Source organism: uncultured Anaerovibrio sp., assembly GCA_902786545.1.
Lineage (GTDB): Bacteria > Bacillota > Negativicutes > Selenomonadales > Selenomonadaceae > Anaerovibrio.
On the sequence record CADACU010000041.1, the window covers coordinates 1 to 15,585 of the forward strand.

At 45.0% G+C, this 15,585-nt stretch carries 13 protein-coding genes and 1 pseudogene; 12 read left to right on the top strand and 2 right to left on the bottom strand.

The window, feature by feature from the left end; genetic code table 11:
* The first annotated feature begins 108 nt into the window (after positions 1 to 108).
* The 3 genes and pseudogenes from QZV24_RS08295 to QZV24_RS08305 all read left to right on the top strand — a co-directional run bounded on the left by QZV24_RS08295 (position 109) and on the right by QZV24_RS08305 (position 2,625).
* Positions 109 to 622 (top strand): annotated as a pseudogene (locus QZV24_RS08295) (DUF5915 domain-containing protein).
* A gap of 139 nt (positions 623 to 761) precedes the next feature.
* On the top strand, positions 762 to 1,115 hold the full coding sequence (locus QZV24_RS08300; protein WP_294522739.1) for a hypothetical protein: 354 nt from the start codon (positions 762 to 764) through the stop codon (positions 1,113 to 1,115).
* A 25-nt stretch (positions 1,116 to 1,140) separates the two neighbouring features.
* On the top strand, positions 1,141 to 2,625 hold the full coding sequence (locus QZV24_RS08305) for a pyrimidine-nucleoside phosphorylase (RefSeq protein ID WP_294522741.1): 1,485 nt from the start codon (positions 1,141 to 1,143) through the stop codon (positions 2,623 to 2,625).
* 76 nt (positions 2,626 to 2,701) lie between these two features.
* Here the strand turns inward: QZV24_RS08305 and QZV24_RS08310 are convergent, their stop codons facing one another.
* Positions 2,702 to 4,789, bottom strand: coding sequence for a translation factor GTPase family protein (locus tag QZV24_RS08310; protein WP_294522743.1), 2,088 nt, complete (start codon positions 4,787 to 4,789; stop codon positions 2,702 to 2,704).
* A gap of 270 nt (positions 4,790 to 5,059) precedes the next feature.
* Between QZV24_RS08310 and QZV24_RS08315 the strand changes: the two genes are divergently transcribed.
* Complete coding sequence (locus QZV24_RS08315; RefSeq protein WP_294522745.1) at positions 5,060 to 6,247, top strand: glycoside hydrolase family 3 N-terminal domain-containing protein; 1,188 nt, start codon at positions 5,060 to 5,062, stop codon at positions 6,245 to 6,247.
* 72 nt (positions 6,248 to 6,319) lie between these two features.
* On the opposite strand, the gene QZV24_RS08320 is transcribed toward QZV24_RS08315, so the two are convergent.
* Positions 6,320 to 7,627: a Na+/H+ antiporter NhaC family protein gene (locus tag QZV24_RS08320; protein WP_294522747.1), complete on the bottom strand. Its 1,308-nt coding sequence runs from the start codon at positions 7,625 to 7,627 to the stop codon at positions 6,320 to 6,322.
* 238 nt (positions 7,628 to 7,865) lie between these two features.
* On the opposite strand from QZV24_RS08320, the gene QZV24_RS08325 reads away from it, so the two are divergent.
* The 8 genes from QZV24_RS08325 to QZV24_RS08360 all read left to right on the top strand — a co-directional run bounded on the left by QZV24_RS08325 (position 7,866) and on the right by QZV24_RS08360 (position 15,055).
* Positions 7,866 to 9,395, top strand: a complete 1,530-nt coding sequence (locus QZV24_RS08325) for a YifB family Mg chelatase-like AAA ATPase (protein ID WP_294522748.1) — start codon at positions 7,866 to 7,868, stop codon at positions 9,393 to 9,395.
* Between the two features lie 96 nt (positions 9,396 to 9,491).
* Positions 9,492 to 10,424, top strand: a complete 933-nt coding sequence (gene ylqF / locus QZV24_RS08330; RefSeq protein WP_294522750.1) for a ribosome biogenesis GTPase YlqF — start codon at positions 9,492 to 9,494, stop codon at positions 10,422 to 10,424.
* On the top strand, positions 10,425 to 11,216 hold the full coding sequence (locus QZV24_RS08335) for a ribonuclease HII (protein ID WP_294522752.1): 792 nt from the start codon (positions 10,425 to 10,427) through the stop codon (positions 11,214 to 11,216). It abuts the gene before it with no gap.
* 26 nt (positions 11,217 to 11,242) lie between these two features.
* A complete protein-coding gene (locus QZV24_RS08340; protein ID WP_294522754.1) occupies positions 11,243 to 13,408 on the top strand; it encodes a hypothetical protein in 2,166 nt (721 codons plus the stop codon).
* A complete protein-coding gene (locus QZV24_RS08345) occupies positions 13,398 to 13,739 on the top strand; it encodes an EscU/YscU/HrcU family type III secretion system export apparatus switch protein (protein ID WP_290657895.1) in 342 nt (113 codons plus the stop codon). Before QZV24_RS08340 ends, QZV24_RS08345 begins: the two co-directional genes overlap by 11 nt.
* A 16-nt stretch (positions 13,740 to 13,755) precedes the next feature.
* The gene (locus QZV24_RS08350; RefSeq protein ID WP_294522757.1) at positions 13,756 to 14,115 is read left to right on the top strand and encodes a YraN family protein; all 360 of its coding nucleotides are present in this window, start codon (positions 13,756 to 13,758) and stop codon (positions 14,113 to 14,115) included.
* A 22-nt stretch (positions 14,116 to 14,137) separates the two neighbouring features.
* On the top strand, positions 14,138 to 14,692 hold the full coding sequence (locus QZV24_RS08355; RefSeq protein ID WP_290657898.1) for a UbiX family flavin prenyltransferase: 555 nt from the start codon (positions 14,138 to 14,140) through the stop codon (positions 14,690 to 14,692).
* Between the two features lie 138 nt (positions 14,693 to 14,830).
* Positions 14,831 to 15,055: a YdbC family protein gene (locus tag QZV24_RS08360; protein ID WP_290657900.1), complete on the top strand. Its 225-nt coding sequence runs from the start codon at positions 14,831 to 14,833 to the stop codon at positions 15,053 to 15,055.
* Positions 15,056 to 15,585: the final 530 nt, after the last annotated feature.

The following is a 15,585-nucleotide window of genomic DNA, read 5'->3' on the forward strand; positions in this document are numbered from 1 at the left end:
CAGCCGATTGGTACAATTTATGTTAAGGCTGACAGCCAGCTCAGTGATTTCTTCAAGGAAATTGTGGCTGGTGAGCTAAATGTAAAACAGGTTGAGTTCAAGGATGATATGGAGGAATATCTTTCCTATACCTTGAAACCGCAGTTTAAGGTACTTGGTCCAAAGGTCGGCAAGCAGATTGGCGAGGTAAAGGCAGCTCTGGCTACGATTGATGGTGCAGCAGCCAAGGAAGAACTGGACAAAACCGGTAAGCTTAAGCTGTCCTTAAAGAGCGGCGAGGTGGAGCTGATACCAGAGGATATTGATATTACAATGTCTCAGACCGAAGGCTTTGCTACCCAGCGGTATGGCAATGTGACCATTGCTTTGGAAACCACTTTGTCACCAGAGCTGATTGAGGAAGGCTTTGTTCGAGAGATTATTCAAGGAAAATGGCTTTGAGGTTACTGACCATATCAGTGTATTTGCTACCGGCAACGATAAGCTGACTGACATTATGAGCCGTAACGAGGATATGATTAAGAAGATTGTTCTCTGTGATGCCATCACTTATGGCTCCACTGACGGATTTGTCAAGGAATGGAACATCAACGGTGAAAATGTTACGCTGGCCGTAAAGTAAAATAAAATAATATAATATAGGTGTTTTATCCCCTGTTGTTGGTGATATCCAATGACAGGGGATTTTTATGTTATTTACATTCTTTTATGGTAGGGTGTACAATTTATGTGTAATCATATTTTGAAAGTGAGTGTAAAAGTTGAGCGAAGTTAAGGACAATAGCTATTTAGGCAGCTATAATTTTCAGGGAGGAGAAACAGGCTACTTTAGTATGAATCCCTATGGGGAAGGCGATAGTATAGCAGAAATAAAGTTTTTGGCACCGGAGGGGGCCGAGAAAATCACCTTCGGCAATGGTGATCTGGGCTGGCAGCTAGCTGACGGTACTGAATTAAATCTCACCAAGGGACTGTTTACCAGACGATTGGGGGATAATATTGAACCGGTGATAAAGGACCCTCGTGAACCCGGGAAAATGATTGCCTTTGCATATGAGGTAACGGATGGTGATATGACATTGGATGATGACTGGTCATTTTTAGATGCGTTTTGATGTGTTTGGGGTGAGGTTCATGCATTTGAGGAAAAACAATGATTTGCGGAATTTTTTGGCTTTCCTAGTGATTATTTGCGTAGTGTCACTGTCTGGTGTATGTTTTGGGGAACCAGAATTTCAGACCAAGGATAATGAACCTGATGTGAGAGGAACAATTTCTATGCCTAATTCTAAACAGTTTCGAATGGTTGATATTATAAACAAAAAACGGGATGGAGTAGCTTTAAGCAGGGACGAAATTAAATACTTCATCGATGGATGCGTTGATGGTTCTATTCCGGATTATCAGACATCAGCTTTTTTGATGGCAGTTTTTTTCCAGGGAATGGAAGATACGGAACTGGCTGATTTTACCATGGCTATGGCTCATTCCGGTGATATGGTTGATCTATCACCTATCAAGGGTATTAAGGTAGACAAGCACTCTACAGGTGGTGTGGGGGATAAAACCACTATGGCAGTAGCACCTATTGTGGCTTCCTGTGGTGTCAAAATGGCTAAGATGAGTGGCCGGGGGTTAGGCCATACCGGTGGTACAGTGGATAAGCTGGAATCCATACCGGGATACCGTACCGTATTGGACAAGGATGCCTTTTTAAATCAGGTGAATAAAATCGGTGTCAGCGTTATTGGCCAAAGCGGGAATTTGGCTCCGGCAGATAAAAAAATCTATGCCCTGCGGGATGTGACAGGAAGTGTACCAAGTATTCCGTTAATAGCTTCGTCTATTATGAGCAAAAAACTGGCTGCCGGCGCAGACTGCATTTTATTGGATGTAAAATGTGGCAGCGGGGCCTTTATGAAAAATGAAGCAGATGCCATTACTTTGGCAGAAAAAATGGTAGCTATCGGTGAGCGTAATAATCGGCGGACCATGGCCTATGTTACCAATATGGATATTCCGTTAGGCCAAAATATTGGCAATGCCTTGGAAGTCAAGGAAGTAGTCGATGTGCTGAATGGTGCCGGGCCAGCAGACCTTATTCATGAGTGTGTTGAATTGTCAGCTACGCTGCTTTATCTGGCTGACAAAGGGGAGATGTCGGAATGCAGGAAAATGGTTCAGCAAGCCATAAATGACGGAAAAGCCTTTAAAAAACTGCTGGAAATGGTGCAGGCTCAGGGAGGGGATGTTTCCGTATTGGAAAACACTGACAAGCTGCCACAGGCCCCAGTTTGTTATGAGTTGAAGGCTGATAAGTCGCAAAGGGGCTATATTTCCCATATGGATACCGAGTCTATCGGTATTGCGTCTACCATGCTGGGAGCTGGTCGCGAAACGAAGGACAGTGTAATTGATCCGGCTGCAGGAATAATTCTGTTAAAGAAAACCGGTGACAAGGTGAGTGAGGGGGATGTGCTGGCAAGGCTATATACCAGCCGGCAGGAACTTATAAAGCCGGCTGTTGACCGATATCTTGCTTCACTGGAATTTAGTGAAAATCAGCCACCGACAGCAAAACTGGTTTATGCGGTGGTGGATAAAAATGGTGTCAGAAAAATTTGAACAATGGCGTTATAACAGCATATAAAAAACTCCCATTCGGGCTGTCAGCCCAAATGGGAGTTTTTGGTTAGCTTAGTTATTCGTCGTTTTCACCGGAGGCAAGCTCTTCCTGATAAGCGGAAATGGCCTTTGCCTGAACATCATCAGGGGCCTGAGCGTAGCGGGAGAATTCATAGGAGAAGTCCCCACGGCCACCAGTCATGGAGCGAAGCACGGTGCAATATCCAAACAGTTCCATCTGTGGAACTTCAGCCTCAATTACCTGTTTGCCGTTTGTTGGGGTCATACCCATTACACTGCCACGGCGCTTGTTCAAATCACCGATAATATCGCCGATGTAATGGTCTGGCACGGTTACCTTCAAGGTAACATATGGCTCCATCAGGATAGGATTGGCTTCCATAAAGCCTTTCTTGAAGCATTGTTCCGTAGCAGTCTTAAAGGCCTGCTCGGAGGAGTCTACCGAATGGAAGGACCCATCATAGAGAGTAGCATGAACACCCACTACCGGGAATCCGGCCAAAGGACCCTTTTCGCAGGAGGAAGCAATACCCTTTTCTACTGCCGGGAAGAAATTCCTTGGTACAGCACCGCCTACTACCTCTTCATCAAATACATATGGGTCAGTGGTTCCTGATGGGCTGAAGCGGATTTTTACATGACCGTATTGACCATGTCCACCGGTCTGCTTTTTGTATTTGTATTCAGCATCAGAATTTTTCCGGATGGTCTCTCTGAAGGCAACTTTCGGTCGTTCGGTCTGGATTTCTGCCTTGTATTCGTTTAACAAGCGAGACTGAATGATCTCAAGATGAAGGTCACCCATACCATAAATCAGTGACTGACGGTTAGCCGAGTCACGCTCAAAACGGAAGGTCTGGTCCTCAGCGGCAATCTTGGCCATAGCCATGGCAATTTTATCCACATCAGCCTTGCGGACCGGCTTCCACCGGAGATAGGTATATGGTGTTGGCAGGTCCATCTTGGCATACATTACCGGATTTGCCTTGGTGGAGAGTCCGTCGCCTGTTTTGAGGGAGGTCTGTTTGGCCAGAGCACCCAAGTCACCGGCATGAAGCTCCGGAACTTCCATAGCCTTGTTGCCCCGAAGAACATAAAGCTTGCCGATTTTAAATTCAGTAGAGGTCCGGACATTGTACATCAAATCATCGGCTTTTACTACACCGGAACGGATTTTAATCAGACTGTAGTGACCGATAAATGGGTCGACAATAGTCTTGAATACATAGGCGGTCTTTGGCTTTAGCACATCAAAGTTTGCCTCAAAAATCTCATTTGTTTGGGTGTTTATGCCGGATATCTGCCGATTATTGGCGGCTGGCATATATTTTACAATATCGTCCAATAGGGTATAAACACCACGCTGGGTAGCACCGGAGCCGGATTCTACCGGGATGATGGAGCCATCGGAAATGGCATTGCGGACCGCAGCACGAATCTCAGCCTCGGAGAAGGTGTCACCGGACAGGTAACGGTCTAAAAATTCTTCAGAGGTTTCGGCAACGGCTTCCATAAGGGAATCATTGTACTGGTTCAGATATTCCTGGGAATATTCCGGTACTTCTTCCTCAACGGCTTCTTCCCCTTGATAGCGGAAGGCTTTTTTCTGGATAACATTGATATAACCAGCCAGATTCTCATCTTCGCGCAATGGCATGTTAAAAGGGGCAATTTTCTTACCGAACATTGCATTAAGGTCGTCCAGCACCTGCCGGTAAGAAACTGAGTCAATATCCATATCGGTTATGAAGAAAATTCTTGGCAAATGGAACTTTTCACAAAGGTCCCAAGCCCGTTCCGTGCCAGCTTCCACACCGGCTTTGCCGGAAACAACGATGATGGCTCCGTCAGCTACACTCATAGCTTCATCAACTTCCCCTTCAAAGTCGAAGAAACCTGGTGTATCCAGAAGATTGATTTTGTAATCCGTCCATTCCACCGGGATTATTGAGGTGGAAATAGAAATCTGGCGGCGGATTTCCTCCTTGTCACAATCTGAGATAGTGGAGCCGTCCTCAATCTTGCCGGGCCGGGATACAGCGCCGCTCAGGTAGGCCATAGCCTCGGCCAATGTGGTCTTGCCGGCACCTCCGTGGCCAAGCAGTACCACATTACGGATTTTGTCAGTCGTGTAAACATTCATGTAAACCCCTCCAAAACTTTAATGCTCTATTTAATTTTTTAATAGCGTTATTTAGTTTTCCCCACTCTTCATAACACCACTTTTAATGTATTATTATTCTACTTATTGAGCCAGTTTCCTTTTTTTATTTATGTACTATTCCGATTAGTGATAAAATTTTTAATAAAAATATTGTCACAATAATGTGAAACAATCTGTTGTGCCTTGTAAATATAGGCGTTAGATGGTATATTGTTTGAGTAGTGAAACTGATAATTGGGAGATTTAGGCATGAAAAACAAAATTTGTGTCGCAATAATAACTGTGGCCTATATGCTGGCAGTGTTTGGCGGTATTGTCCTGGCCAATAGCTGGGTAAATAACAACATAAATATGGCGGGGCAGCTGAGTAGGATGATGATGATGTCCGATAAGCTGGCCTTTGACCGGCAGGTTGATGCCATTATGGCCAATATGAGCCCTGAGGAAAAGCTGGGGCAGATGATGATGATTGGTATCTATGGAACGGAGCTGACCAATGACGCTGCATATATGCTAAATAAATATCATATTGGCAGCATCATCCTGTTTGATCGTAATCTTGTTTCCAAGGAGCAGATACGCAACCTGACAGGCGGACTTCAGCGATATGCTAAGGAGACGGTCAAGGAGCCTGTACCGTTGTTTATTGCCATTGACGAGGAAGGGGGGCGCGTGGTACGGGGAAAGAATATTATAGAACCACCACCTTCCCAAGCTGATATTGGCCGGAGTCAAAACCTGGCTCAGGCGGAGCTGTGGGCCCAAAAGACCGGTACTAATCTCAAATCGTTGGGGATAAATGTTAATCTGGCACCGGTGGCTGATGTAGGTACCACGGATACCCGTTCATACAGCAATGATGCCAGTACAGTTGCCAGTTTTGTGAAAGCGGCGGCCAATGGCTATGAGAGTGTGGGGGAGGTTTATGCTTTAAAGCATTTTCCGGGCATTGGCCGGGGGAAGGTGGATACCCATAAGGATGTATCCAGTGTGGATGTATCCAAGGAAATACTGTATGAAACGGATTTGAAGCCGTTTAAGACGATTATTGACCAGCAGGAGAATGACCGTTTCTTTATACTGGTGTCCCATCTGAAATATTCCCAGTTGGATCCGAATAATTCTGCCAGTCAGTCCAGAGCCATTGTTACGGATTTATTGCGACAGGAAATGGGGTATAATGGGATTATCATTACGGATGATTTGGCTATGGGGGCAGTGGCCAAGTATGGTTCATCCCGTGACTCCGGGGTGAAGTCGGTTAAGGCAGGGGTGGACATTGTAATGATGTGCCATGATTATAAGCAGGCCGCAGAAATATATTCTGGACTGTTGGATGCCTATAAAACCGGGGAATTGACTGAAGAACAGATAAATGGCTCTGTCCGCCGGATAATAAGAGCCAAGCTGCTGAACCGAATTGAATATACTGATTGATTTATTTGTGAAGAGGCAAATTAAAAGACCAGACATTTTAGCTATACACTAAAAATGTCTGGCCTTTTTATATTATTTTGCCTGTGGTATAAAAACGAACAGGATGGAGCTTAGTAACAATAAATATGGGTAAAGTAAAAACGGCAAAACCATAAAAGCGTTGATTTCATAGCCGAGGCTCACAGCGATGGATAATGCCACCAGCATTTGGGCACCATATGGCAGGATCCCTTGGAAAATACAGGAGAAGGTGTCCAGTAGGGAGGCGGTTTGCTTGGCGGAGATTTTATAGCTTTCGGAAATCTGTTTGGCAATCGGGTTGGACATGACGATGGCTACGGTGTTATTGGCTGTAGCTATATCCATCATACCCACCAACAGGCCAATACCCAGCATACCACCCTTTTTGCCGGTAAACACTTTGTGGATTAGGGATAATAGGGCGTTAAAGCCACCGTTGTATGCAATAAGGCCACCTATGGTTGATACCAAAATGGCTACCATGGCGGTTTCAAACATGCCGGATGTTCCTTTGCCAATGTTGACCATATAATTGACAAAGGAGATTTCACCACTGCCCAGCATGAGGATTGAGCCGCTGATAATTCCCACCAGCAGAACCAGAAAAACATTGTATCCCAAGATGCCTCCCAGCAGCACCAAAAGATATGGAACAATCTGCATCAGGTGATAATCCTTTATTTGCAGTTCGCCGATACTTTGCTGGGCGGATAAAAAGTACAAGATAATTACAGTAAGAATAGCTGCCGGAATGGCGATTTTAAAATTAGCCTTGAATTTATCCTGCATAGCACAGCCCTGACCATTGCAGGCAGCAATGGTGGTATCCGAGATAAATGACAAATTGTCACCGAACATGGCGCCACCCATAACGGTACCAACACATAGCGGTATGGAAAAGCCGGTACTGTTGGCCACTGCTACCGCAATCGGTACAATCAGGGTGATGGTGCCTACGGAAGTGCCCATTGCCAATGAAACAAAGGCACTGATTAAGAACAAAAGAGGAACGGCATAGTCAGCCGGTATAAGGGAAAGCAGGAAATAAGCCACACTTTCTGCGCTGCTTCGTCCCAAAACACCCACAAATACACCGGCCATAAGAAAAATTAAAATCATGGTGATAATATTTGGATCGGCAATATTATTGGCCATAATTTTTAGCTTTTCATTCATATCTATTCCCTTGGTTTGGAAGCAGGCTACGCAAAGAGCCAACAGGAAAATCACCACAACAGACACATTATAAAAGCCCATTGGCACTTCCATTATATATTCAAAGGTTATGCCCAGTCCCAGATATAAGAATACAAATACTGCAATAGGTAACAGGGCAGCAAAACTATTTTTATTTTCCACAATATATCCTCCATACACAAAAATTCCTAAAACATTATACAGGATAGAACGAGGTATATCCATAGGAAAAATTTTTTTGATGGATAATCAAGGAAAATTTGAGAAAATTTTGGAAAACTTCCTCAATAAATTTTGGAAAAACTGAAATCTTAATAAATTTAATTATTAACAAAACTTGCATAATATTATTAGGAGAAATATAATTTATAATTAAGAATATTATGAGGAGGCAATGAGTGTGTTTGCAAAATGCTGCGGGACGACAACTTTGGGGGTTGATGGACAAATAATAGATGTGGAGGTGGATGTAGCCAGCGGATTGCCGGCTTTTGATATGGTAGGACTGCCGGATACTATGGTAAAGGAAGCCAAGGAACGGGTGCGAACAGCTGTAAAAAATTCCGGGATAAAAATTATGCCCCAGAAGGTTACAGTAAATTTGGCACCGGCCGGTATCAGAAAGGACAGTCCGGGACTGGATTTGCCGATTGCTGTAGGGCTATTGGCAGCCTATGGTGTATTGCCCCAGACCAGCATAGAGAACTATCTCTTTTCCGGTGAGCTGTCCTTGGAGGGACAACTTCGGGCCGTGCCGGGGATCTTGCCAATGGCCATAAAAGCCAGGGAAAGAGGCTTTAAGGCCTTTTTTGTTGCCAGTGATAATGTTAATGAGGCCTTGCTGGTGGATGGATTGACAGTTTATTCCGTGTCTACACTGAAGGAATTGGTGGATTTCCTAAATCATAAGGTTCAATGGGAGCCGGCGGTTCACACAGATGAGGTGGAGGAGAGCCAGGAAGAAATGCTGGAGGATTTTGCCGATGTTCAAGGGCAGTTTGTGGCTAAAAGAGCGTTTGAGATTGCAGCCGCCGGAGGACATAATATCTTGCTGGTGGGTAGTCCGGGAGCAGGGAAAACCATGTTGGCCCGCCGTTTAAATTCTATTTTGCCGGAAATGACCATGAAGGAGGCTCTGGAGGTTACCAAAATTTACAGTGTGTCAGGATTGCTCAAGAAAAACAGTGGCCTTATTACCAGACGACCCTTCCGAAGTCCCCATCACACCACTTCATCGGTGGCAATGATTGGCGGCGGTTCTATTCCTCATCCGGGAGAAGTGAGTTTAAGCCACAATGGTGTACTGTTTTTGGATGAATTGCCGGAGTTCAGTAAACAGACTTTGGAAGCCCTGCGTCAACCACTGGAGGATGGTGTTGTAAGCATTGCCAGGGTAAATGCATCCTTGACTTTCCCCTCCCGCATTCTGTTGTGCTGCTCCATGAATCCGTGTCCCTGTGGTTATTATAATGACCCGGAAAAGCAATGTGATTGCTCTTTGCAGGAAATAAAGCGCTACAACCGGAAAATATCTGGTCCGTTGTTAGACCGTATTGATATACATATAAGGGTGCCACGGGTATCATATAAGGAACTTACCACAACAGAACAGGCTGAGTCCTCGGTTACTATTCGAAAGCGGGTGGTGGCGGCCCGGGAACGACAGCTTAAGCGACTTGAAAAATATGGTATTGTCTGCAATGCCCAGATGACCGGCTCTATTTTGAAAAAGACTTGTATTGTCACTAAAGAGGCCCAGAAAATCCTTCGCACAGCTTTTATAGAGAAAAAATTGTCGGCCAGGTCTTACGACAGATTGAAAAAAGTTGCCCAGACCATAGCAGACTTGGATGGCAGCGACGAAATCACTGGTGTTCATATTGCTGAAGCCATTCAGCTTCGCAATGATATTGGCATAAATTGGGAATGATGTCCGATTTTTTTCTATTGGGGAGAAAAATTTTATTATTTGCGTTATAATTATTCCGTTGTATTGTGTCAAAAAATGATTGTTAGGAGTATTTGCATGAATGATTATATAAAGGAACGGGAAGAAAGTGCCAAGAAACTGGCGGCGGAACAGGTTCTGCCAAATGTTCAGTGGTTCCCTGGGCATATGACCAAGGCCCGGCGGATTATAACGGAAAATCTGAAATTGGTGGATGTGGTGATTGAACTATTGGATGCCCGTATTCCATATAGCAGTGCTAATCCAATGCTGCAGGAAATTATTGCCGACAAGCCAAAGCTGGTGGCCCTTAATAAAGCGGATTTGGCGGATCCGGCTATGACCAAGAAATGGATAAATTATTTTAAGACGCAGGGCATAAAAGCAGTGGCAGTGGATGCGACCCAAGGCAAGGGGATAAAGCAATTGGTGCAGATAACGGAGGACCTGGCCAGGGCCCGGACGGAAAAGCTGGTTGCCAAGGGGGCTAAGGCCAGAGCGGCCAGAGTAATGATTTTGGGGATACCAAATGTAGGTAAGTCCTCGTTGATAAATCGTCTGGCTGGGTCCAATAAAACGAAGACGGCAGATAAACCAGGGGTTACCAGAGCAAAACAGTGGATTAGACTGGGCACGCATCTGGAGCTTTTGGATACACCAGGGATTCTATGGCCAAAATTTGAAGATATGAATGCCGGTTTGAAGCTGGCTTTTACCGGTGCCATAAATGATGAAGCCATTGACCGGGAGCTTATCACTGAGGTGTTCCTGGATACTATGCTAAAACATTATCCGGAGCGGATACAGGAACGGTATAAGATTACAGACGCGTTGCCGGATACCCCGTTGGAGCTGCTGGAGCTTATTGGAAAGAAGCGGGGGTGTCTGGTGAAGGGCGGTCTTATAGATTTGGAAAAGGCTCAACGGATTGTCCTCACGGATTTCCGCAGCGGGAAAATGGGTACTATCAGTTTGGATGTGGCACCGGATATTTCTCAGGAGAAGGACTAAATGAATATAGCAGACTTGTCGATAAAAGAAATAGAGGGACTGTTCGCTTCTGACAATGTAACAGAAGCATTGGTTGAGGCTTGCCGCAATGACAAGCGGGCAGCGGCGGCCAAAATTATTAAACGGTATGAAAGAAGACAGGCGGAAATTGCCCGGGTAAAGGGCATGTTCCGATACGAGGATGAGGCCAGGGCTGAAGGTTATAGTCTGATTGCCGGTGTGGATGAGGCGGGGCGAGGCCCACTGGCCGGGCCGGTGTCTGTGGCGGCAGTAATTTTGCCGGAGGGATTGATATTACCCCGGATCAATGATTCGAAGAAGCTGTCCGAAAAGGTTCGAAACGAGCTGTATGACGAAATTATGGCCAAGGCCGTTTCGGTAAAACAGGTATTTGTGGATGAACGGACTATTGATCGGGTGAATATCTTGCAGGCCACCATGAACGGTATGTACGAAGCTATATTTGCCTTGGAGCCACAGCCCGATAAGGTGCTTTTGGATGCGGTGAAGCTGGAAAGACTGCCGATGCCATCCCTGTCACTGATTAAAGGTGATGCCAAGTCAGCCACTATTGCGGCGGCATCGATTATAGCCAAGGTGTCCCGTGACCGTCTGATGGATGAATACGACAAGCAGTATCCGGAGTATGGTTTTGCTGAGCATAAGGGCTATGGTACGGCCAGCCATATAGCGTCCATAAGAAAATTTGGCCCATGTCCAATTCACAGACAGTCTTTTGAACCAATAAAATCAATGGTAGATGAGATAGAAGATTTATTTGGCAACAAATAATCCGGTATTCAGGAGGTGGAAAGGCCTTGCCAACTAATGTTACAGGAATGACGCCTTCCGTACAGGCTACGGAGCGGACGCAAGAGACCAAGGGCGATAAATTATCAGTAAAAAGAGACGGTGGCGGCAGTGCCGGTTCCGCCTTTTCACCCCGTACAGATGTCAGTATTAAAAATTCCATAGACAATATGGCAGGCATCCTTTCAAAGATTTCCAGCCATCAGTCAGAGGCCGAAAATGCTATCCCAAGTCAGTTGAAGGAAATAATCAACAATATTATGCGTAGTGCATTCTCTCTGGAGGGGACTGTGGGCGAAGGGGTAGGCAGTTCTCTGGCCAGCCAGAAGTTTTCTGTTGAACAGCTAAACACCCTGAGCCGTATGCTCCACCATTTGGGGTACTTGTCGGATCAGGGGTCTTTGGGTGAGCTGAGTGAGGATTTGCAGGTAGTATTTGACAATATTAAGTTGGCGATTGGTAAAGAAAGTAATATTGAGCCGGTCAATCTAAATAAATTGGCTTTTCAGTTAATTCAAAACGAGGATAATCCTCAAGCAGTCAAGCAGATAGAGGAGCTGCTCAGTCAGCTGGCATCACTGACGGTAAGTCAGCCGGGTGCAACAGCAGCTCAGCCATCGGAAGGATTTGCTCTCCTAAATAAGCTGGTGGATGCCTTTTTCCCTAAATCAATGTTTACCGGCGGGACAGAGCAAAGTCAGACCAGTAATAGCCAGTCAGCCAATCAAGGAAATCTGGGCATTGCTGGTAATACCCAGGGGCCTGTTATGCCACAGGAAAATGCCCAACCTGGCGCAGCGATGGCCAATGGAGCACCTCAGGGCCAGACAGTCAGTCCACAGATTTTTAATACAAATCAGGCATTCAATCAAGGCAATGGGCTTCCAACCAATGCGCCAGGCAATATGGCTAATGCTGCTGATAACACTGCACCACAGCTGGTTAATCAGGGTGGTGCCGGCAACGCAGCGACTAATACTGTTCCAACAGCAGCTACAATAGGGACTTCGACTCCTGGTACTATGGCACAGAGCCAGGGGGGGAGTGGGCCGCAGATTTTAGATATAAATCAGGCATTTACCCAGATCAATGAGGCAATGGGTAATGCCCAGCCAGCCGGAAATAATGCCGGTACACCGGCAAATAATACTATGGGGAATACTACCCCTATGGGCAATGATAATATTTTCGGCAAAACAGAAAATACTATGGGCAGTGATGGTGCAGCCAAGTTGGCTTCAGAGCCGAAATTTGCCAATGAAAATATCAATGTGCGCATGAATAATGCAGGTATGGCTTATGAGGGAACGGCGTCCCGGCAAGGGGTGGCTGATGGCGAGATAAATCCATTGTTTAAACAAATCTTCAGCCGTTTTGGTCAGGGCAATAATATTACCAATAATACAGGTAATACAAATTCGCCTGGAGGGACGACTACAGTACAGATGGATAATCAGCAAGTAGCCAATGCATTGAAGGATGCGGGCCAGCTGATTTTGAAAAATGCAGAATTATCACCAAAGGACACCGAACTTTTGACAAATTTTATCAATAAATCCCAAGGTGAGTTGTCTCAGCAGGATGCCAAGCAGTTAAATCTGCTTTTGCGCACCATACAGAGTAATATTCCTGCCTCGATTCAACAGGCAGGACAACGGATGGGTGTGGACGAGTTGCCAAAGCTGTGGGCGTTTATGCAGCTTTGCGACTTGAGCCAGCTGAAGAAAATGAAAGGGCATCATTATCGGTCAGCCAGCAAGGAAATCAATAATTTTGTGAATTCAATGAAGGGATCTATGCATAGTGAAGGAAGCTTCAAGGCGGACGGACAAAAGTCCATTTCCTTTATGATGCCACTGTATTTGGGGGATGGTACGGTTCAGAGTTATCCTGCCTATGTCCATATTTATGATGAACCACCCCATGAGGATGAGCGGGGGATAATGAGGAAGGATACTTGGTTTCGTGTATGCGTGCTGACTGAATCAATTGGAGCGGTTGATGTGGTTTGCCGCCTGTACGAGGGAAATAATTTGAACTTACGGGTTATTTTCTCTGATAAGGAATCGGTGACCGAGTTCAGTGAATATTTGCCGGACATCCGAAAAGCACTCTATGATACACCAATCAACCTTACAGATTTGAAGATAGGGACTGTGAACAATGCTCAATGATAGAGAAAAAACACAGGAAGAGCTGGAGGCGGAGGCCTTAGCTGAAAAAAAGGCAGTCGCCTTAAAATATGATTATGAAAAGAATTTGGCGCCAAAGGTGGTAGCCAAAGGCCGGGGACATGTGGCAGAAAATATTCTGGAGGCGGCTCGAAAAGGCAAGGTGCCGGTATATCAGAATAAATCATTGGTCAATATGCTGATGGCCCTGGAGCTGGACAAGGAAATTCCTGCCGAGCTTTATACCACAGTGGCGGAAATATTGGCTTATGTGTACCGTATTGACCAACGACGCAAGGAGCGGAACAACATGCCACCAGTAAAGGGACTGTAAGGGGCATTAGTAGGCGATGAATAATAAGTTGTTGGGAAATAAAGGCGAAGATGCAGCTGCTGTGTTTTTGGAAAAAAATGGATATATGGTGCGTGAACGAAATTATCGGGCCAAAACAGGTGAAATCGATATTATTGTCAGCAAGGGTAATACCATGGTTTTTGTGGAGGTAAAGACCAGGGGATCCTTGGCCTATGGTATGCCGGCGGAGGCAGTGACCATCACAAAGCAGCAGAAAATTATCAGGACAGCTCAGTCATACATCCGTTACAAAGGATTGAGTGATTATTCCTATCGCTTTGATGTGCTGGAGGTATTGGCCACCAAAAATGGCAGTATGACATTCAAATTGATTGAGAATGCATTTGAGGCTTGATTTATAGCTATGTGGAGGAAAGATGAAGATAATTGTGGGAATAACCGGGGCCAGCGGGAGTATTTACGGTTTGCGCCTGATTGAAGTACTGAAGGAGGCTGGTCATCAAGTTCATGTCGTGCTCACTGATAGTGGTGAGCAGGTGGTGAAATACGAGTGTCCAGAAAATTATGACAGGGTTTTGAAAAGTGCAGATATGCTGCACGATGTGCATAATATAGGAGCATCCATAGCTAGTGGATCCTTTCGGGCAGATGCCATGGTAGTGGTTCCTGCTTCAATGAAAACTGTGGCATCGATTGCTACCGGGGTAACGGATAATTTGCTTACCAGGGCAGCTGATGTAATGCTGAAGGAGGGACGCCAGCTGATTTTGGTGCCACGGGAAGCACCTATGCATGCAGGTCATCTGGAAAATCTACTGAAGGCAGCTAAAATTGGTGCCGTTATAATTCCAGCCTGCCCGGGGTTTTATCATAAGCCGAGTTCAATTATGGACTTAGTGGATATGCTGGTAGGAAAGATATGTGACCGGATGGGGATTGATAATAACCTGTTCCAACGGTGGAACGGGTGATAAAATCAAAAAAAACTAAAAAGAATTAGGAAGGCTGAAAATTTAGCCTTCTTTTTTTATATAATTATATTTACATGTATAAAATAATTTGGTAATATAATGAATATAATAAGATGAAGATCAAAGGAGATGGCTAAAATGGCGAATGAAATTTCATGTGAAGTAAAGGAAAGGATGGGGGTAATTGGAGAAGATCGCCGGGGATGGACGAAGGAATTGAATTTGGTATCATGGAATCATCTCAATCCCCGCTATGATATCCGTGAATGGGCACCGGACAGAAGCCGTATGGGGAAAGGAGTCACATTTACCAAGGACGAGATAACAGTGCTGAGGGACTTGTTGAATAAGATTAGTGTATAAAGAGAAAATATGAAACACAGGAAGGATTGCTGTTATATGTGGTAATAATATAGCGGCAATCCTTTTGTACTGGCGATAAACCGCAAAAAACTATTGACAAGAATAAACAATACGGGTATCATATGTATCGTTGTCGGTGACGAATGCTTACAAAGTTGAACCGATAATGAAAAATATCTTAAAAACTTCTTGACAGAAGCAAAATACTAAGATATTATATAAAAGCTGACTCACGAAGCAAAAGCTTGAAAGTCAGTACAGACACGAAGTGATTTTTGCCTGGAACGAGGCGCTGAAAAGTTCGTGTTATTGCGCAGAAATTTTGTTGCAAGACAATATTGCAGCAGAATGCTTACTAATTAAGTAGAGACACGAAGTGATTTTTGCCTAGAACGAGGCGCGACGAGACGCCCGACCGAAGCGTACATAATCTAGTACGCTGACCGAGGAAGTCGAGAAGCAACAAAGTTATAGACAAAAAGAACGAGTGTGGTGTTCTTTGAAAACTAAACAATGCAATAATTAAATCA

Bases quoted from the DNA above. Each gene is read 5' to 3' on its own strand.
- QZV24_RS08345 (WP_290657895.1), top strand. From the start codon at position 13,398: ATGCTCAATGATAGAGAAAAAACACAGGAAGAGCTGGAGGCGGAGGCC.
- QZV24_RS08315 (WP_294522745.1), top strand. From the start codon at position 5,060: ATGAAAAACAAAATTTGTGTCGCAATAATAACTGTGGCCTATATGCTG.
- QZV24_RS08335 (WP_294522752.1), top strand. From the start codon at position 10,425: ATGAATATAGCAGACTTGTCGATAAAAGAAATAGAGGGACTGTTCGCT.
- QZV24_RS08355 (WP_290657898.1), top strand. From the start codon at position 14,138: ATGAAGATAATTGTGGGAATAACCGGGGCCAGCGGGAGTATTTACGGT.
- ylqF (WP_294522750.1), top strand. From the start codon at position 9,492: ATGAATGATTATATAAAGGAACGGGAAGAAAGTGCCAAGAAACTGGCG.
- QZV24_RS08360 (WP_290657900.1), top strand. From the start codon at position 14,831: ATGGCGAATGAAATTTCATGTGAAGTAAAGGAAAGGATGGGGGTAATT.
- QZV24_RS08350 (WP_294522757.1), top strand. From the start codon at position 13,756: ATGAATAATAAGTTGTTGGGAAATAAAGGCGAAGATGCAGCTGCTGTG.
- QZV24_RS08310 (WP_294522743.1), bottom strand. From the start codon at position 4,789: ATGAATGTTTACACGACTGACAAAATCCGTAATGTGGTACTGCTTGGC.